An 18,484-nucleotide genomic window follows, 5' to 3' on the forward strand; every position below is an offset into this window, starting at 1 on the left:
TCACGCCAGTTCTCCAACCGGCATGCGGCAGGACTGCATGAGCGTCGCGAGCTGCCGCTCTTCATCCACTGTGAGGTCAAGCAGCGGTGACCGGACCGGCCCGCAGTCGATCCCCGCGATGCGCGCGCCGGCTTTGACGATCGAGACGGCATAGCCGGCGCGCCGGTTGCGGATGGCGAGATAGGGCAGGAAGAAGCTGCGGATGAGATCGCCGACCTCGGCCGCGCGGCCGGCGCGCAAGGCGTTGAAGAAACGCAGCGCCATTTCGGGGGCAAAATTGTAGATCGCCGACGAATAGGTCGTCATGCCGATAGCGGCGGCAGCACTGGCATGGACTTCGGCCGTCGGCATGCCACCGATGAAGATCAGCCGGTCGTCCATGCGGTAGCGCAAGGCGGTGAGAAGCTCGATATCGCCGACGCCGTCCTTAAGCCCGATCAGGTTCGGGCAATCCTGCGCCAACCGGTCAAGGGTCTCGGGCGTCAGCACCGCATTGTCCCTGTTGTAGGCGATGACGCCGATACCGACCGAGCGGCAGATGGCGGTCAGATGCCGGCGCAGGCCATCCTGTTCGGACTTCACCAGATAGGGCGGCAGCACCAGCAGGCCGTCGGCGCCGTTGGCCTCCGCCGCCTTGGCGAACTCGACCGCCATATGCGTGCCATAGCCGACGCCGGCCAGCAGCGGCAGATGATCGGGAACTTCATCCGATGCCGCCCGCACGACCCGCTTGTACTCCTCGAGCGTCAGCGAGAAGAACTCGCCCGTGCCACCGGCCGCGAAAAGCCCGCTTGCCCCGGCAGCGCCCTGCTGCGCGACATGGGCGCGATAGCCCGCTTCGTTGAAGGCGCCGGCATCGTCGAAGAAGGTCAGCGGAAAGGACAGCAGCCCGCGGCCAAGGGATTTGGTCAGTTCGGTCGGTGAGAACGTCAAAACGAGTACTCCGTGTGTGGGGCCGGTAGATGGATGGTCGGCCGGCAGACTTCCGCAGCCGTGGCGTTGTGCGGGCTCATACGATGCCGGGCCGGACTTCGGCCGCGGCGGCGTCGATCGCCTTGCGGCCAAGGCCCGACTTGACGATGCGGATCAATTCCTCCTCGCTGGTATCGGCCGTGGACGCGTCGAGCGCGACCTCGCCCGAATGCAGGAAGTTGATGCGGTCGCAGACTTCGAAGATCTGGTTGTAGTTGTGGACGATCAGGATCACCGAAACCTGGCGCTGCTGGCGCAGGTTCTGGATCAGGCCCAGGACATGCGCGCTCTCGCGCACGCCGAGTGCCGCCAGCGGCTCGTCGAGGACCAGGATTCTGGGCGACGAATAGATCGAGCGGGCAACGGCGATGCACTGGCGCTGTCCACCCGACAGGAGGTCGACGGTGCTGTTGACGCTGGGGATCGAGATGCCCAGCGTGTCCAGGTAGATTTGCGCCTGTTTGCGCATCTTCCTGTTGTCGAGCAGGTTCAGCCCCAGGATGCGCTTGCGGTATTCGCGGCCGAGGAACATGTTGTGGAAGACGCTGAGGTCGCCGATCAGCGCAAGGTCCTGGTAGACGGTTTCGATGCCCTGGGCGCGCGCGTCGCGCGGCGAGGCGAAGCGCACCTCCTTGCCTTGCGAGACGATCGTGCCGGTATCCGGCTGGTGGAAGCCGGACAGGATCTTGATCAGCGTCGACTTGCCCGCGCCATTGTCGCCGACCAGGGCCAGGACCTCGCCCCGGCGCAGCTTGATCGAGACGTCGACCAGTGCCGTGACGGCGCCGAAACTCTTGGAGATGTTGGTCATTTCCAGGACGACGGGCGCGTCGGCCGCGAGCGGCGGAATCGTCTGCATGTTCATAGGCGCCTCCGTGTGCGTAGCCGGTCGACCTGGATGCTCAGGATCATCGCCGCGATGATGGCCGCGCCCAGATAGATGTCGGAAACGGTGGCCTGGGCGCCGATCATCACCAGGCCGTTGTTGAGCGAAGCGACCACGAAGGCGCCGATCAGCGCGCCGATGACGGTGCCGGAGCCACCCAGCAGCGAGGTGCCGCCGATGACTGCCGCCGCGATCGCCTGCAAGGTGAGGAAGGGGCTGCCGGCCTGCGGGTCGGCGGAGGTAAACTGGGCGGTGTTGATGATGCCGGCGAAGGCCGCGCAGCCGCCGGCGATCATGAAATTGTAGATCTTCATGCGGTCGGTGCGCACACCGATTTCACGCGCGCCGATGATGTTGCTGCCGGTGGCGATCGTGTGCAGGCCGAAGGTGGTGCGGTTCAGCGCCAGCGCCAGCGCGAGCACGATCAGCACCGCCCACAGAAACGGCGTGAAGGCCGTCACTCCGTGCCAGGAGAGCAGCGCATCCGACGGCTGATAGAGGCTCTGCCCGAAGATCGCGTTGAAGGGCTGCTCGACCGGCGCCACGATCGGCTGGCTGTTGTAGATCGAGACGACGATGCCCTGCAGGAAGAACAGCATGCCGACGGTGCTGATCAGCGACGGCACGCGGAAACGCACCGTGATGATGCCGTTGATGGCGCCGACCAGCACACCGATTAGGACGCCGACAACGGCGCCGACGGCCAGCGGCACGCCCCAGGTGACCGACATCAGCGCCATGACATAGGGCGCGATCGAGAAGATGGCGCTCAGGGAAAGGTCGATCTCGCCGGTGATCATCAGCATGACTTCGGCAGCGGCGATCAGGCCTAGGCGGCCAGTGTCGCGCAGCACGACGCTCATGAATTGCGGCGACAGGAACCCGCCATCGCTGCCGACCTGGAAATAGACCACCAGAACGATGGCGACGACGGCGATGCTGGCCTCGCGATAACGGGAAAGCAGGATGAGCAGCCTTTCCGCCATCGTGTGCGGAACCTTGACGCCAACGGCGCCCATCCCGGCTTTTGCGATTTCGATTGGCGGCACTCTTGTCTTCCTGATTTCGAATTCTGGACGAAGAGACTTCTGGGCGAAAAAGACGGGTCGGTGACGGCAAGCCGGCGGCATGCAATCAGCGGTGCCCCCGCCACGTCATCGGACAATGACGTGGCGAGGGCAGGAGTTTTCGCCTGCTGGAGGCGTCAGGTCGGCTCGACGTCGCTGCGGCCCTCGAAACGGGACTTGCCGACATAGGCGTCGACATTGTCCTTGGTCACATAGGCCTGGCTGGTGTCGCTGTTGGCCGGACCGACAAGACCGCCCGACAGCTTGTAAAGATACATCTGCTGGACCGGCAGGAAGCCTTGCAGATAGGCCTGCTGGTCGGTGGTGAAGTTGACGTCGCCGGACTTGATGAAGTCCAGCGTCTGCGGGAAGAGGTCGAAGCCGGCCACGGCGCCGCCGGCTTTCACCAGGCCATATTTGTTGGAGATGAAACCGCAGGCGTAGGTGTCGGAACCACCGGTGCCGAACATGCCCTTCACGTCCTTGTGGCTGAGATAGTAGCTCTCGACGCGCGAGATTTCGGTTGCCGGATCCGGACCGGTGTTGACGACATCGTAAGTGACGCCGCTGCCGCTGTCCTTGATCGCCTGGATATAGCCGTCGAGGCGCGGCTGCGTGTTGAGCGAGCCGGGCACGCCGATCGACAGCATGACGTGGCCGCCCTTGGGGATCAGCTTCAGCCACTTCAGCGCCGAGTTGTAGCCAGACTGATAGAGCGGCTGGCCGACATAGGACAGCCGCTTGTTGGGGCTGCCGACCGGCACGTCGGCGTTGAAGGCGACGACCGGGATGCCGGCTTGCGCGGCCATGTCGGTGGCGGCATCGAAGGCGGTCGGATCGACCAGGCAGACGGCGATGCCGTCCGACTTCTGCGCAATCGCGGTCTGCATGGCGCTGACCATCTCGGAGACGACGTTCTTCTGCGAACCCGTCCACTGGTAGCTGCAGCCGAAGGCGGCGCAGGCGTCCTGGATGCCATAGACGGTCGGGGTGAAGAACTGGTCGAGCGTCACATGGCAGACGAAGTGGAACTTGTAGGGCTTCTTCGGCAGGCCGGCCGATGAATCCGCTGCTTTCGCTGCGCTGACGCCGCCGGCAAGTCCGGCACCCGCCAATCCGCTGGCAAGGCCGGCGGCACCGAGACCGAGTTTGCCCGCCAGCGCGAAGGCACTGCGCCGGCTGATCGCGGCATTGACCATCTCCATCTGATTTTTCGTTTCGTCGTCCACTTGGTTCCTCCCTCTTCGTTTTGCGGGCTTGCCCACATTTGTCGTCTGGTTACATTGTTATATGACAACTTTTGTGTCAATGGTTTTTCGACACCGGATTCACGACCGGCTTCCGCGGCTCGAGCGCGGTGCGGGAAGGCCGCCGCTTGGCCGGCACGAAGAACAGCAGCGATCACAGGAAGAGAAAATGGCTGAAATCGAATTCAGGGCTGTCGCGAAGAACGGCCTGGAGGTGACGACGATCGGGCTCGGCGGCACCGGGCTGGGCAATATGTATCGCGCCGTCGACACCGACGCCGCGGTCAGGACAGTGCAGGCGGCCTATGACAATGGCATCCGCTATTTCGACACAGCACCTGTCTATGGCTTTGGCGTCAGCGAGACCCGTCTTGGGCTGGCGATCAGGTCGCTGCCGCGCGCGGACATCGTTATCTCGTCGAAGATCGGCTACGACCTCGTGCCGATCCCGCCCGAGGAGCTCCAGCCGGCGCTCTGGGACCAGCCCGGTTCATTCCGCGCGGAGTTCGACTATTCGCGTGATGCCGTGATGCGCTCGCTCGAAGGAACGCTGAAGCGCCTCGACACCGACTATGTCGACATGGTCTCGATCCATGATCCGGACGGAGCCATTCATTTCGGTCCCGGCGAGGATCCCTATGCCAGGAGCCGTTTCAGGGAAGCGATGGACGGCGCCTATCCGGCGCTCGACGAATTGCGTTCGCAAGGCGTCATCAAGGCGGTCGGCGTCGGCATCAACCAATGGCAGATGCTGTCCGACTTCGTCGTGGCGGGTGCGTTCGACTATTTCCTGCTCGCCGGCCGCTACACCTTGCTCGAGCAGGAACCGCTGGCGACCTTGCTGCCGCTGTGCGAGCAACGCGGCACCAGGATCATTATCGGCGGACCCTACAATTCCGGCATCCTGGCCACCGGCGCCATCAAGGGCGCAACCTTCAACACCAGGCCTGCGCTGGAGCCGGTGCTCGAGCGCGTTCGCCGCATCGAGGCGACCTGCGCCCGCCATCATGTGTCGCTGCCGGCGGCCGCGCTTCAGTTCCCGCTCGGCCATCCCATCGTGTCGAGCGTCATTCCGGGGGCGCGATCGGCCGACGAGTTGAAACAGAACCTGGCCTATCTGCGCGAGGACATTCCGCCGGCTTTGTGGGCTGATCTCAAGCAGGCCGGGCTGATCGAAGCCGGCGCGCCGGTACCTTGAGCGCCGCGTTCGGCAGCCGATAGAGCGGTTCTGCGTCTTGCGTGAAACGACGGAACCGCACTAGGCGGTCTCGGCGCATGCCCGCCTTCCACGATCTCAAAGACGCTGGCTGGCTTGGCGGGCGCGCTTGCGGATCTCCTGGCGAGAAATGCCGGCGTCCGCCAGCGTGCTGTCCGGCACATGCCGCAAGCTCGCAAGCGTCTGGCGGTAGGCACGCCAGCGGGCGAAACGGCGTCGAAGTTCATTCAGCATGATCGTCTCCTCTGGCGCGCGGATGGCCGCGCGCCTGGTTCGTCGAAAGCGCAAAGCATCCGCGCAACGCGCAGGCGCGATCGAAGGGATTGCACTGGCTTGCCGGCCAGCCGAGGCGCTTGGTGACGGTTCCCGCCAGGCAGGATTGTCCAACGCCTCCAAGGCCTGCATACTTGCGTATGATGCCCGCTTCGCGCTACAGCCAGGGTCGCAAGGAGTTTTTCATTTCTGCAAAATGGATATCGGCTGGGACGATCTAAGGTTGTTTCTCGACGTTGCGCGGCTGGGTGGCCTGAGCGCGGCGACGGGAACCACGCGGCTCAGCGCAGCCACCCTTGGACGACGCGTCACCGCGCTCGAAAAGCAGATCGGCGAACCGCTGTTCGTGCGCCAGCAGACCGGCTACCGGCTGACCCCGGTCGGCGAAGAACTGCTGCGGCGCGCCGAGGACGTCGAGGCGGCAATGCAGTCGCTGACCCGCTGGCGCGAGGGAAGCCTGCCCGACCGCATCGTCCGCGTCTCGGCCGGGCCGTGGACCTCGGCCTTCGTCTCCGCCCATATCGGCGATATCTGGACGGTCGATGACGGCATCAGGGTGGAGTTCGTCACCACCACCGACCGGGTCGATATCGGACGCCGTGCCGCCGACATCGGCATCCGCAGCGAGCGCCCGACCGAACAGTGGCTGGCCGGCCGGCTAAGCGGCAAGGTCGCCCATGCCATTTATTCCGGACGCCACCTGATCAACGGCATCGCCGCCGGGTTGTTCGTCGGCGTCACCGGCGAAGGGGCAAACATTGCTTCGGCGCGCTGGCTGCAAGCTCATCACGGCGACCGCATCGCCGTGCGCGGCAACAACACCCATTCGGTGCGCGAACTGGTGGCCGCCGGCGCCGGCCTTTCGGTCTTCCCGTGCTTCGTCGGCGACAGCGATCCGCGGCTGGTCCGCGTCGCCCAGCCTATCCCCGAACTCGAAACCGACCAGTGGATCGTCACCCATCACGAGGAGCGTCATTCCCCGCCGGTGCGAAAGGTCGCCGACCGCATCGCCAGCTTGATGCGGGCGCACCGGCCGCTGTTTCGCGGCGAGACGCCGATCAGGTAAGCGCGTCGTTCGGCAACGTGCGGCGACCGCCACACCGGCCTCAAGTCGACGCGAATTCGGAGAGTTCGTCGACGGCTTCCTGAACACCTTGTGCAGCCGCTCGCTCGAACCACAGGCGACCGGCTGCCGGGTCATGGTCCCCGGCAAGACCATTGGAGAGATAGCGCCCGAGCATGAGTTGGGCCTGGCCATGTCCCCGCTCGGCAGCGGCGGCGAACCATTTCTGCGCTGCCGCCGGGTCGAGTGACAGACCCTGGCCGCTCCCGTACAGGGCGCCGATCGCAAACATCGCCCCGACGTGATCGGCGGCGGCGGCCCGCTTGAACAACTGCGCCGCAGCCACGGGCAAGGATGCGCCGCCGCGCCCATTGAGGAGCATTTCGGCAAGCGCCACCTGCGCGTCGACCATGCCGGCGTTGGCCGCCCGCTCGAACCAGAGACGGGCCTGTTTCTGGTCGGCGGCCACGCCGCGCCCATCCTGAAGCATGCGCGCATATGCATATTGCGCCTCGGCCACGCCTTCGGCCGCGCGCCTCACCCATTGCGCCGCCTGCTCCTCGTCCTTTCGCACACCGACGCCCTGGGCAAAGCAGAGCCCGAGGTTGAAGGCTGCAACCAGATCGCCCGACGAGGCAGTCGCCTCGAACCATCCGGCAATGCTGGCGCGGTCGTCAGGCTCGCCTGCGCCTTCGAGGACCAGATTGGCAAAGTCGACCTGCGCTTCCTGATTTCCCGCATTTGCGGACGTGCGCAGCCAGCGCGCTCCCTCCTCGACGTCCTGGGCGACACCGTTTCCCGACAGATAGAGCGATGCCAGGGCGCGGGCGGCGGCCTGATGGCCTGCATCGGCCGCCCGTCGATACCACGTCGCGGCCTCCGCATAGTCGGGCTGCGAACTCTTCACGTAACGATCGCCGAGACGGTAGGCAGCCTCGATATTTCCCGCCAATGCGGCGCGCCGCAGCCATGCCTCGCCGGCCGCGATATCCTGATCCGCAAGGCCACCATCAATGAGCCCCAATCCCAACCGGAACTGGGCCGAGGGCAGACCTTTCTCCGCGGCAAGCTGATACAGTCGCGCCGCTGCCGCTCGATCGACCGGCACGCCGCGCCCATGCTCGGTCAGCACCCCAAGCACGTAGATTGCAGTGGGCAGGCCGGCGTCGGCAGCGCGTCGAACCTCGGTGGCAATCTTGTCCGCCTGCCCAGGCTGCCTGCGCCGGGCGAGGGAAAGAGCAAGGCCCAGACATCCCTCCGGGCAGCCGGCGGCCGCGGACTTCTCATACCAGCCATGCGCCGCATCGAGATCGCGCATCGCTTCGGGGCCTCTGCTCAGGATATAGCCGAGGATTGCCTGCCCGGTCGGGGAGCCGGCCTCGGCGGCTTTTTTCGCAAGTTCGAGCGCTGGCGCGAAATCCGGCTGCCGCGAGGAATCCCGTTCGAACAGGCTTTCCGATCCGATGCGATTGCCGTCGGGCTCCTGTGTCGCCAGTCCAGCCACGTAAAGCGCGGCGAGAAGCGACTGCGCATCGGGGTTGCCTTGATCGGCCGCCCGCCGCAGCCAGCGCGCGCCTTCCGACCGGCTCGGCGGCACACCCAAACCTTCGAGATAGCAACGAGCGACCCGGTATTCGGCCTCGGCGATGCCGGCGCGTGCGGCAATTGCCATCAGCGGAAAGGCTTCTGAAGGCTTGCCACTGTCGGAAAGCTTTATCGCCCGGCGCAACACCAGCGCCGGCGGGGCAAAGGCAGTCAGCCGGTCAAGGATTGCCATCGATGCGAGAACTCATACCTCCGTTTGTCGCGGCACGACACCCAAGCCTATGGCTCCCTCATCGCTTCCTGGCCTACGGGGAGCATGGCGCCGAGAATGTACTTGAGCACGGTGCGGCGGCCAACCTTGACGTCAGCCGTCACCGGCATGCCGGGGCTGATCGTGAAACTGGCGGGCACGCCATGGAGGGCAACCTGATCGATGGAAATCTGCGTGCGATAGAAAAGGTCAGTGTCCGATGGCAGCATGGCCAACGAGCTGTTCGGGTCGCGCGCCTGTTCGCGAGCCGAGAAGGAATCCGGACTGACCGCGCGCACAGTGCCATGAGCCAGGCCATATTGCGAATAAGGAAAGGTGTCGAATTTGATGGCCACCGGATCGCCGACATGGACGAACCCACTGCTGCGACCGACAATGTTCGTCTCGATCTCCAGCACCGCGTCGTCCGGCACCAGCGTGATCAATCGGTCGCCGGACTGCAGGATCGAGCCGACGGAGACCTTGGCTACCGACTGGACGATGGCGTCCGCCTCGCTCTTCAGCTCGACCAACTGCTTGCGCAGCTTTGCCTTGTTGAGAAGCTCACGGGCGTCGGACATGCGCGATCCCGCCTCCGACAGGCCCTGCGAGACTTCCGCGCGCCAGCTCTGGATGTAGCCATCGCGGTCGGCGGACACCGTCGCCTGCTGCCGCTTGGCGGCTTCCGATGTCTGCAAGGCGTTGCCGAGCGCCCGGGACATTTCGGCCGAGTTGTCCTCGGCCAGAAGCGTGTTGAGGCGGCTCCCCACCTGTCTTTCTTCCAGTTGCTTGCGCATCTGTTCGATCGAGGCCGCGACGGCCAGCCGCTGGCGGTAGCCGTCAGCATCGGACTGGGAACGCGAGATCACGGAGCTGAGCTCATCGCTCTGCCGGTCGAAACTCGCCAGCTTGGCGTCGTAGACGGCTTTGCGGCGATCATAGATCGACGCCTGCAGGGTCCAACTCGGGTCCAGGCCGTCATAGTTGAAGGGCTTGCCGTCGGCCTCCGCTTTCAACCGCGCCACTTCGGCTTCAAGCGTCGAAACCTGTGTCGCCAGCGCGGTGAGGTCCGCCGAGGCGAAGGTCGCATCGAGGCGGGCAAGCGTTTGACCGGCTCGCACGCGCTGTCCTTCGCGCACCTCGATCGAGCGCACGATCGCCGTCTCAAGCGGCTGCACCACGATGTTTGGCGATTGCGAGACCACGAGCCCTCTGGTGGTGACGACCTGATCGACCGGTATGATCCCTGCAAGTGTTATCAGGGCGACGACCATGCTCGTGATGATCCAGACGACGCCGCGCGCCATTCGCGGAACCGGCGCATTGGCGATAGCCGTCGACGGCCACTGGAATTCCAGGATGGCGGGCATCGTCGGATCGCTCGGTTCTGTCCGGCGCCGGCGGGCGGGAAGGCTGGATTGGGTGATGCTGATGCTGCTCATGGGGCGCCCCGAAGCCGATGCTCAAACAAGTCGCGGCGGGACGGCGGCCAGACGACCGTGGCGGCTGTCGAGATGCCGGTTCTGCTGCAACCAAAGCTGGCGGTAGAGCGCGCATCGTTCGAGCAGGGTCGCATGCGGCGCGACATCGAGGACCTTGCCCTGATCCATGACCAGGATCTGGTCGCACTCGGTCAGCGACGCAAGCCGGTGCGAGACAATAATCATCGTGCGGCCGCTGGCGATGCGCATGAGATTGGCGCTGACCACCGCCTCGCTCTCCGGGTCAAGCGCGCTGGTCGCCTCGTCGAGGATCAGGACGGTCGGATTGTGGATGAGCGCGCGCGCGATCGCCAACCGCTGCTTTTGACCACCCGACAGGTTGGGCGACCCTTCCTCGATATAGGTGTCATAGCCGTTCGGCATGCGTTCGATGAATTCTTCGGCGCCGGCGAGGTGGGCGGCTCGCATGGCGTCGGAAAGGGTCAGACCGGGGCGCCCGGCGATGATGTTGTCACGAATCGACCCGCGGAAAAGGAAATTGTCCTGGAGGACCACGCCGAGCCCCTGGCGAAGGTGACGCAGGTTGATTTCCTTGAGGTCGACGCCATCCAGCTTGAGAAAACCGCTATAATCGCGATTGATCCCCTGCAGCAGCCTCGCAACCGTCGATTTTCCCGAACCGCTGCGCCCGACGATGCCGAACATCGTCCCTGCCGGAATGTCGAAGCTGACCCGGTCGAGCGCCGGCGTCTTGGTGCCAATGTAGGAGAAGGTCAGGTCACGGAAACTGATCTCGCCAACGAGCTTCGGCCTCAGGCCGGTGGAATTCGAACTGCTTTCCAGGGGTCGGTTGAGGACGGATCCGGCTTCGCCGATTGCCGCCCCTACCTCCTCGAAGTCCTCGACCAGTCGGGCAAGGCCGACGAGAGGCTGCGCGACGCGTTGGGCGATCATCATGAATGCGAACAGGCTGCCGACCATGTAGCCGGAGGTGTCGCTCATCGCGAGATAAGCGCCGATCAGCATGGTGCCGAGGACCATCACACGCTCGATTGGCGTGACAAGCGTCTGCGGCCAGTTGGCGAGCTGCCCGAAGGCAAGGCGGGCCCTGCCCGCGTCCGCCACCCGCTCGTCCCAAAGCGCCTTGCGTTGCGGTTCCAGACCAAGCGCCTTGACCGTCTTGATGCCGACGACGGTTTCGCCGAGCGCCGCCGACTTCCAGGTCTCCGCTTCGACCACCTGCTGGTAGCTGCGGCGCAGTGGTGCGAGAAAGGCGAAGATGATCAGCATGATCACGCCCGCGCAGGCAAGCACGATCCAGCCGAGCGTGGCGTTGATGTAGAACATCACCGGGATCAGCACGCAGAGCGTGATCAGATCGAGGAACGTGCTGAGGAGTTTTCCGGTCAGGAACTCGCGGATGCGATAGATCTGTGCGAGGTGGTACATCGTCTGGCCGGCCGGATGACGCTCGAAATAGTCAAGCGGCAGACGCAGGAGCCTGCTGAAGACATGCAAGTTCAGTTTGGTGTCCAGCCGGGCGCCGACGACGTTGATGATCAGCCTTCGGGCGTGACCGAGGAGCGTCTCGTAAACGAACAGGACGGCGATTATGGCCGACAGCAGCACGAGGGTCGAAACGCTGTTGAACTGCAGCACCTTGTTGACCAGCGTCATGACGATGAGCGGCGGCAGAACGGTAAGGATGCTCAGCGTGAACGAGGCGATACCGATGTCACGCATGGAACGGCTTTCTAACCGTACCAGGTCGATCAACCAGCGCAGCGTGAAAGGCGCATCGGCCGCGATGTAGGATCGCGCCGGACGCAACAACACCGCCTCACCCGTCCACACCTGCGACAGCCGCAACTCGTCGATGGCGATGGCTTCTTCATCGTCGGGCGCGCCCGCGCTCTTGAGGAAGACAACCTTCCGCTCCGGGCTGGCCCCGGTGAGGAGACCCGCGCCACCGTCATTGAACAGCAGGACGACCGGCCCCGTGTGCTCGAAGCGCAGGAGATGCGACCAGCGGATGCGAAGCGCGCGCGACCACATGCCGCCGTTCTGGGCCCATTGCGAGAGGTCGGTCGCGTTCGGGACCGGGCTTGGGCTCGCCGCCCTGAACTCGTTGGGGTCGAGTTCGACGCCATGATAGCGCGCGACCCGCAGCATCGCCTTGAGGCGCGGCTGGATCCGGTCGAACTCGGCGGGTCCGCCGGGCATCCGGGCCGCGCTCTCGCCGTCCGCCCTGCCCGTCGCGACTTCGGCTTCGGTGCCGGCGCGGATCGGAACCGGCTGGTTTTCGGCGTTCACTGGGACGTTCACCATGGACTTCTCATCCGGTACGCAGGGCGAGGGTTCAACAATGCCCGGGCCGAGGCGTTTCAGCCGAGGTTTCCGGCAATTCCGCAGTGTACTCCGAACTGATCGGCCGCGCGACTCTCATGCCACTCCTTGTCTTGAGATGATGAACGCGCGGATCCGCTCTTCCGAGAAATCCGCGCGCACTTTTTTCTGCCGGTCGTCTCTTATCAAGGTTCTTGCTCACTCGTGCGGCTTCAAGAGGTCCTTCAGTGTCGTCTTGGCGGTGTGGTCGTTGTTGGCGTAGCCGGCGCCATGCTTGGTCTGGTCCGAGGTGAGATCCGCGCTCGACCCCGACGGCTTGTTCTGGTTCTGACCAAATCCGCTCATCGTCTTGAGGACATTGAGCAGGTCTGTCGTCACGGATGTGGACGCCAGGCCGATCAGGTTGCGGAACGACGCATGGCTGCCGTGATCACTGTTGCCATGTGACGAGCCCGACTGCAGGAATTTCGTCGCGTCCTTGAGCCCGAGCGACTCGGACGTGACCTTGCCGGCGTGACCGTTACCCGGTTTGCCATCGTGGCCATCCTTGTTGTGTCCCTTCCCTGAATTGCTGCTGTTCTTGTGGTCGTTGTCGTGGCCGTTGTTGCCGTTGCCGTTGTTGCTATGGTGGCCGTGGTGGCCATGGTGGCCATGGTGGTCGTGATCATGATCATGATCGTGATCACCGCCCCAACCGGTCGCACCAGTCAGACCAGCCGCACCTGTGGAACCGCTCGAGCCCGCCGCTCCGGTCGAGCCGGTTGCACCACTCGTGGCGCCTGGATCTCCCGTTGCGCCGGTAGCTCCGGTTGCACCGGTCGAGCCGGTCGAGCCGGTTGCTCCGGTGTGGCCAGTCGCACCAGTCGAACCCGTGGCGCCGGTATGACCTGTTGCTCCTGTGGCGCCGGTTGCACCGGTCGAACCCGTGGCACCTGTCGCTCCGGTTGCTCCGGTAGAACCAGTCGCTCCAGTCGAACCCGTCGCGCCGGTTGCCCCGGTCGAGCCGGTTGCTCCGGTGTGGCCAGTCGCACCCGTCGAGCCCGTGGCGCCGGTATGACCTGTTGCTCCTGTGGCGCCGGTTGCACCGGTCGAACCCGTGGCACCGGTCGCTCCGGTCGAGCCGGTTGCTCCGGTAGAACCAGTCGCTCCAGTCGCGCCGGTTGCTCCGGTCGAGCCGGTTGCTCCGGTAGAACCAGTCGCTCCAGTCGCTCCAGTCGCGCCGGTTGCTCCGGTAGAGCCGGTATGACCCGTTGCCCCAGTTGCGCCGGTTGCCCCGGTCGAGCCGGTCGCTCCGGTGTGGCCGGTCGCACCAGTCGAACCCGTGGCGCCGGTTGCTCCGGTAGAACCAGTCGCTCCAGTCGCTCCAGTCGCGCCGGTTGCTCCGGTAGAGCCGGTATGACCCGTTGCCCCAGTTGCGCCGGTTGCCCCGGTCGAGCCGGTCGCTCCGGTGTGGCCGGTCGCACCAGTCGAACCCGTGGCGCCGGTCGCCCCGGTCGAGCCAGTCGCACCGGTATGGCCAGTCGCACCAGTCGAACCCGTCGCGCCGGTTGCCCCGGTCGAGCCGGTTGCTCCGGTGTGGCCAGTCGCACCAGTCGAACCCGTGGCGCCGGTCGCTCCGGTATGACCCGTCGCTCCAGTCGCGCCGGTCGAGCCGGTTGCTCCGGTGTGGCCGGTCGCACCAGTCGAACCCGTGGTGCCGGTCGCCCCGGTCGAGCCAGTCGCGCCGGTATGGCCGGTCGCGCCCGTCGAACCCGTGGCGCCGGTCGCCCCGGTATGACCCGTTGCCCCGGTCGCGCCGGTCGCGCCGGTCGAGCCGGTCGAGCCGGTTGCTCCGGTGTGGCCAGTCGCACCAGTCGAACCCGTGGCACCTGTAGAGCCAGTTGCACCGGTCGAGCCAGTAGCGCCGGTATCGCCGGTTGCTCCAGTCGCACCTGTCGAACCCGTTGCTCCAGTCGCGCCTGTTGCTCCAGTCGCACCCGTGGCGCCGGTATCACCAGTTGCGCCGGTGGAACCCGTAGCCCCTGTGGCTCCGGTCGCACCGGTCGAGCCAGTAGCTCCGGTATCGCCGGTTGCGCCAGTAGCACCTGTGGCTCCGGTATCGCCGGTCGCACCTGTGGCTCCAGTCGAACCCGTTGCGCCGGTATCGCCGGTCGCACCTGTGGCTCCAGTTGCCCCAGTCGAACCCGTGGCACCGGTAGAGCCAGTTGCTCCAGTCGAGCCCGTCGCTCCGGTATCGCCAGTCGCACCTGTGGCTCCAGTCGAACCCGTGGCGCCCGTATCGCCGGTTGCTCCGGTCGAGCCCGTCGCTCCGGTATCGCCAGTCGCACCTGTGGCACCAGTCGAACCCGTTGCGCCGGTATCGCCAGTTGCTCCGGTTGCACCTGTGGCGCCGGTTGCTCCGGTCGAGCCAGTAGCGCCGGTTGCGCCAGTCGCACCGGTATCGCCGGTCGCACCGGTTGAACCCGTGGCGCCTGTAGAGCCAGTCGCTCCAGTCGAGCCGGTTGCTCCGGTAGAGCCAGTTGCGCCGGTGGAACCCGTAGCACCTGTGGCTCCGGTTGCACCGGTCGAGCCAGTCGCTCCGGTTGCGCCAGTAGCACCTGTGGCTCCGGTATCGCCGGTCGCACCTGTGGCTCCAGTCGAACCCGTTGCGCCGGTATCGCCGGTCGCACCTGTGGCTCCAGTTGCCCCAGTCGAACCCGTGGCACCGGTAGAGCCAGTTGCTCCAGCCGAGCCCGTCGCTCCGGTATCGCCAGTCGCACCTGTGGCACCAGTCGAACCCGTTGCGCCGGTATCGCCAGTTGCTCCGGTTGCACCTGTGGCGCCGGTTGCTCCGGTCGAGCCAGTAGCGCCGGTTGCGCCAGTCGCACCGGTATCGCCGGTCGCACCGGTTGAACCCGTGGCGCCTGTAGAGCCAGTCGCTCCAGTCGAACCGGTTGCTCCGGTAGAGCCAGTTGCGCCTGTGGAACCCGTAGCACCTGTGGCTCCAGTTGCCCCAGTCGAACCTGTGGCACCGGTATCGCCGGTTGCACCCGTGGCGCCGGTATCACCGGTTGCGCCCGTCGAGCCTGTGGCGCCAGTGGCACCCGTAGAGCCCGTGGCTCCCGTTGAACCTGTGGCTCCGGTCGAACCAGTTGCGCCCGTATCGCCGGTCGCCCCGGTATGACCCGTTGCTCCAGTCGAGCCCGTCGCCCCGGTCGAGCCGGTTGCTCCGGTGTGGCCAGTCGCGCCGGTGTGGCCAGTCGCGCCCGTCGAACCTGTGGCGCCGGTCGCTCCGGTATGACCCGTTGCTCCAGTCGAGCCCGTCGCGCCGGTATGGCCGGTCGCGCCCGTCGAACCCGTGGCGCCGGTCGCTCCGGTATGACCCGTTGCTCCAGTCGCGCCGGTTGAACCGGTGGCACCTGTAGAGCCAGTTGCTCCGGTCGAGCCCACGGCGCCGGTAGAGCCGGTCGCACCAGTCGAACCCGTAGCGCCTGGATCTCCCGTCGCGCCGGTAGCTCCTGTGGCTCCGGTGTTACCCGTTGCTCCCGTCGCGCCGGTTGCACCGGTCGAACCCGTGGCGCCTGTAGAGCCAGTTCCCCCGGTCGAACCTGTGGCGCCCGTATCGCCGGTGGCGCCTGTGGCTCCGGTTGCACCGGTCGAGCCAGTAGCTCCGGTATCGCCGGTTGCGCCAGTCGAACCCGTGGCACCTGTAGAGCCAGTTGCTCCAGTCGCGCCGGTATCGCCGGTCGCGCCAGTCGAACCTGTGGCACCGGTAGCGCCGGTATCGCCAGTGGCGCCTGTCGAACCCGTAGCGCCCGTATCACCGGTCGCGCCTGTGGCTCCGGTTGCTCCGGTCGAGCCAGTAGCGCCGGTAGCGCCGGTCGAACCTGTGGCTCCAGTTGCCCCGGTCGAACCTGTGGCACCGGTAGCGCCAGTATCGCCAGTGGCGCCTGTCGAACCCGTAGCGCCCGTATCACCGGTCGCGCCTGTGGCTCCGGTTGCACCGGTCGATCCAGTAGCGCCGGTATCGCCGGTCGCACCTGTGGCTCCAGTTGCCCCGGTCGAACCTGTGGCACCCGTAGCGCCAGTGGCGCCTGTCGAACCCGTAGCGCCCGTATCACCGGTCGCGCCTGTGGCTCCGGTTGCACCGGTCGATCCAGTAGCGCCGGTATCGCCGGTCGCACCTGTGGCTCCGGTTGCTCCGGTCGAGCCAGTAGCTCCAGTATCGCCGGTCGCGCCTGTCGCGCCTGTCGCGCCGGTTGCTCCGGTCGAGCCAGTAGCTCCAGTATCGCCGGTCGCGCCTGTCGCGCCTGTGGCTCCGGTTGCTCCGGTCGAGCCAGTAGCTCCAGTATCGCCGGTCGCGCCTGTCGCGCCTGTCGCGCCGGTATCACCAGTTGCGCCAGTGGCACCCGTTGCTCCGGTTGAGCCGGTTGCACCAGTGGATCCGGTCGAACCTGTGGCACCGGTAGAGCCCGTCGCTCCAGTATCGCCGGTTGCGCCAGTCGCACCTGTTGCGCCCGTATCGCCAGTCGCACCTGTGGCTCCAGTTGCCCCGGTCGAGCCTGTGGCACCCGTATCGCCGGTCGCGCCGGTCGAACCTGTTGCACCGGTATCGCCGGTCGCACCTGTGGCTCCAGTTGCTCCAGTCGAACCTGTGGCTCCAGTTGCCCCAGTCAAGCCCGTCGCTCCGGTATCGCCGGTTGCGCCAGTCGAACCCGTGGCTCCGGTCGAACCTGTGGCGCCCGTATCGCCGGTGGCGCCAGTCGAACCCGTGGCGCCGGTATCGCCAGTCGCGCCTGTGGCTCCAGTTGCACCGGTATCGCCGGTCGCACCTGTTGCTCCAGTTGCACCGGTCGAGCCCGTATCGCCGGTTGCGCCAGTCGAACCCGTGGCGCCGGTATCACCGGTCGCGCCTGTGGCTCCGGTCGAACCTGTGGCGCCCGTGTCGCCGGTCGCGCCAGTGGAACCCGTGGCGCCGGTATCGCCAGTCGCACCTGTGGCTCCGGTTGCACCGGTATCGCCGGTTGCACCGGTATCGCCGGTTGCGCCAGTCGAACCCGTGGCGCCGGTATCGCCGGTCGCGCCTGTGGCTCCGGTCGAACCTGTGGCGCCGGTATCGCCGGTCGCACCTGTGGCTCCGGTTGCTCCGGTCGAGCCAGTAGCTCCGGTATCGCCGGTTGCACCGGTCGCGCCGGTATCACCAGTTGCGCCAGTGGCACCCGTTGCTCCGGTTGAGCCGGTTGCACCAGTGGATCCGGTCGAACCTGTGGCACCGGTAGAGCCGGTCGCTCCAGTATCGCCGGTCGCGCCGGTCGCACCCGTTGCGCCGGTAGAACCAGTTGCTCCGGTCGAGCCGGTAGCGCCCGTATCGCCGGTTGCACCAATGGCTCCGGTCGAACCTGTGGCACCTGTAGAGCCAGTTGCTCCAGTCGAGCCAGTCGCTCCGGTATCGCCGGTTGCGCCAGTCGAACCTGTTGCGCCGGTATCGCCGGTCGCGCCTGTGGCTCCAGTTGCCCCGGTCGAGCCCGTCGCTCCGGTATCGCCGGTTGCGCCTGTCGAACCTGTGGCGCCGGTATCACCAGTCGCGCCTGTGGCTCCGGTATCACCAGTCGAGCCAGTCGCTCCGGTATCGCCGGTCGCACCTGTGGCTCCGGTTGCTCCGGTCGAGCCAGTAGCTCCGGTATCGCCGGTTGCACCGGTCGCGCCGGTATCACCAGTTGCGCCAGTGGCACCCGTTGCTCCGGTTGAGCCGGTTGCACCAGTGGATCCGGTCGAACCTGTGGCACCGGTAGAGCCGGTCGCTCCAGTATCGCCGGTCGCGCCAGTGGAACCCGTGGCGCCGGTATCACCGGTCGCGCCTGTGGCTCCGGTCGAACCCGTGGCGCCAGTATCGCCAGTCGCACCCGTGGCTCCGGTTGCACCGGTATCGCCAGTCGCACCTGTGGCTCCGGTTGCACCAGTATCGCCGGTCGCGCCAGTCGAACCCGTGGCGCCGGTATCACCGGTCGCGCCGGTCGAACCTGTGGCGCCCGTGTCGCCAGTGGCTCCAGTCGAACCTGTGGCGCCGGTATCGCCAGTCGCACCCGTGGCTCCGGTTGCACCGGTCGAGCCGGTATCGCCGGTTGCGCCAGTCGAACCCGTGGCACCGGTATCGCCAGTCGCGCCTGTGGCTCCAGTTGCACCGGTATCGCCGGGGTT

At 66.1% G+C, this 18,484-nt stretch carries 11 protein-coding genes; 2 read left to right on the forward strand and 9 right to left on the reverse strand.

Going from position 1 to position 18,484, the window contains the following annotated elements; all coding sequences use genetic code 11:
* From kdgD to HNQ71_RS06795, 4 genes are all read right to left on the reverse strand, one after another.
* The gene (gene kdgD, locus HNQ71_RS06780) at positions 1-933 is read right to left on the reverse strand and encodes a 5-dehydro-4-deoxyglucarate dehydratase (protein ID WP_184871751.1); all 933 of its coding nucleotides are present in this window, start codon (positions 931-933) and stop codon (positions 1-3) included.
* 76 nt (positions 934-1,009) lie between these two features.
* Entirely contained in the window at positions 1,010-1,837 is an 828-nt protein-coding gene (locus tag HNQ71_RS06785) for an ATP-binding cassette domain-containing protein (RefSeq protein ID WP_184871752.1), read from the reverse strand.
* A complete protein-coding gene (locus HNQ71_RS06790) occupies positions 1,834-2,907 on the reverse strand; it encodes an ABC transporter permease subunit (protein ID WP_184871753.1) in 1,074 nt (357 codons plus the stop codon). Before HNQ71_RS06790 ends, HNQ71_RS06785 begins: the two co-directional genes overlap by 4 nt.
* A 155-nt stretch (positions 2,908-3,062) precedes the next feature.
* Complete coding sequence (locus HNQ71_RS06795) at positions 3,063-4,154, reverse strand: substrate-binding domain-containing protein (RefSeq protein WP_184871754.1); 1,092 nt, start codon at positions 4,152-4,154, stop codon at positions 3,063-3,065.
* A gap of 187 nt (positions 4,155-4,341) precedes the next feature.
* Between HNQ71_RS06795 and HNQ71_RS06800 the strand changes: the two genes are divergently transcribed.
* Positions 4,342-5,370: an aldo/keto reductase gene (locus HNQ71_RS06800; protein ID WP_184871755.1), complete on the forward strand. Its 1,029-nt coding sequence runs from the start codon at positions 4,342-4,344 to the stop codon at positions 5,368-5,370.
* A 96-nt stretch (positions 5,371-5,466) separates the two neighbouring features.
* On the opposite strand, the gene HNQ71_RS06805 is transcribed toward HNQ71_RS06800, so the two are convergent.
* Entirely contained in the window at positions 5,467-5,622 is a 156-nt protein-coding gene (locus HNQ71_RS06805; RefSeq protein ID WP_184871756.1) for a YjiS-like domain-containing protein, read from the reverse strand.
* Between the two features lie 235 nt (positions 5,623-5,857).
* Between HNQ71_RS06805 and HNQ71_RS06810 the strand changes: the two genes are divergently transcribed.
* Positions 5,858-6,727: a LysR family transcriptional regulator gene (locus HNQ71_RS06810; RefSeq protein WP_281391359.1), complete on the forward strand. Its 870-nt coding sequence runs from the start codon at positions 5,858-5,860 to the stop codon at positions 6,725-6,727.
* Between the two features lie 40 nt (positions 6,728-6,767).
* On the opposite strand, the gene HNQ71_RS06815 is transcribed toward HNQ71_RS06810, so the two are convergent.
* From HNQ71_RS06815 to HNQ71_RS34720, 4 genes are all read right to left on the reverse strand, one after another.
* Positions 6,768-8,501, reverse strand: a complete 1,734-nt coding sequence (locus HNQ71_RS06815; RefSeq protein WP_184871758.1) for a tetratricopeptide repeat protein — start codon at positions 8,499-8,501, stop codon at positions 6,768-6,770.
* Between the two features lie 47 nt (positions 8,502-8,548).
* Positions 8,549-9,961 (reverse strand): HlyD family type I secretion periplasmic adaptor subunit, encoded by a 1,413-nt coding sequence (locus tag HNQ71_RS06820; protein ID WP_184871759.1) that lies wholly within the window; start codon positions 9,959-9,961, stop codon positions 8,549-8,551.
* A 21-nt stretch (positions 9,962-9,982) separates the two neighbouring features.
* Positions 9,983-12,289, reverse strand: a complete 2,307-nt coding sequence (locus HNQ71_RS06825; protein ID WP_184871760.1) for a peptidase domain-containing ABC transporter — start codon at positions 12,287-12,289, stop codon at positions 9,983-9,985.
* Between the two features lie 216 nt (positions 12,290-12,505).
* Positions 12,506-12,685, reverse strand: a complete 180-nt coding sequence (locus tag HNQ71_RS34720; protein WP_184871761.1) for a hypothetical protein — start codon at positions 12,683-12,685, stop codon at positions 12,506-12,508.
* Positions 12,686-18,484 lie beyond the last annotated feature (5,799 nt).

It is taken from the genome of Mesorhizobium sangaii (assembly GCF_014207355.1).
Classification (GTDB): Bacteria; Pseudomonadota; Alphaproteobacteria; order Rhizobiales; family Rhizobiaceae; genus Mesorhizobium; species Mesorhizobium sangaii.

Bases quoted from the DNA above. Each gene is read 5' to 3' on its own strand.
- HNQ71_RS06810 (WP_281391359.1), top strand. From the start codon at position 5,858: ATGGATATCGGCTGGGACGATCTAAGGTTGTTTCTCGACGTTGCGCGG.
- HNQ71_RS06805 (WP_184871756.1), bottom strand. From the start codon at position 5,622: ATGCTGAATGAACTTCGACGCCGTTTCGCCCGCTGGCGTGCCTACCGC.
- HNQ71_RS06800 (WP_184871755.1), top strand. From the start codon at position 4,342: ATGGCTGAAATCGAATTCAGGGCTGTCGCGAAGAACGGCCTGGAGGTG.
- HNQ71_RS06820 (WP_184871759.1), bottom strand. From the start codon at position 9,961: ATGAGCAGCATCAGCATCACCCAATCCAGCCTTCCCGCCCGCCGGCGC.
- HNQ71_RS06785 (WP_184871752.1), bottom strand. From the start codon at position 1,837: ATGAACATGCAGACGATTCCGCCGCTCGCGGCCGACGCGCCCGTCGTC.
- HNQ71_RS06825 (WP_184871760.1), bottom strand. From the start codon at position 12,289: ATGGTGAACGTCCCAGTGAACGCCGAAAACCAGCCGGTTCCGATCCGC.
- HNQ71_RS06815 (WP_184871758.1), bottom strand. From the start codon at position 8,501: ATGGCAATCCTTGACCGGCTGACTGCCTTTGCCCCGCCGGCGCTGGTG.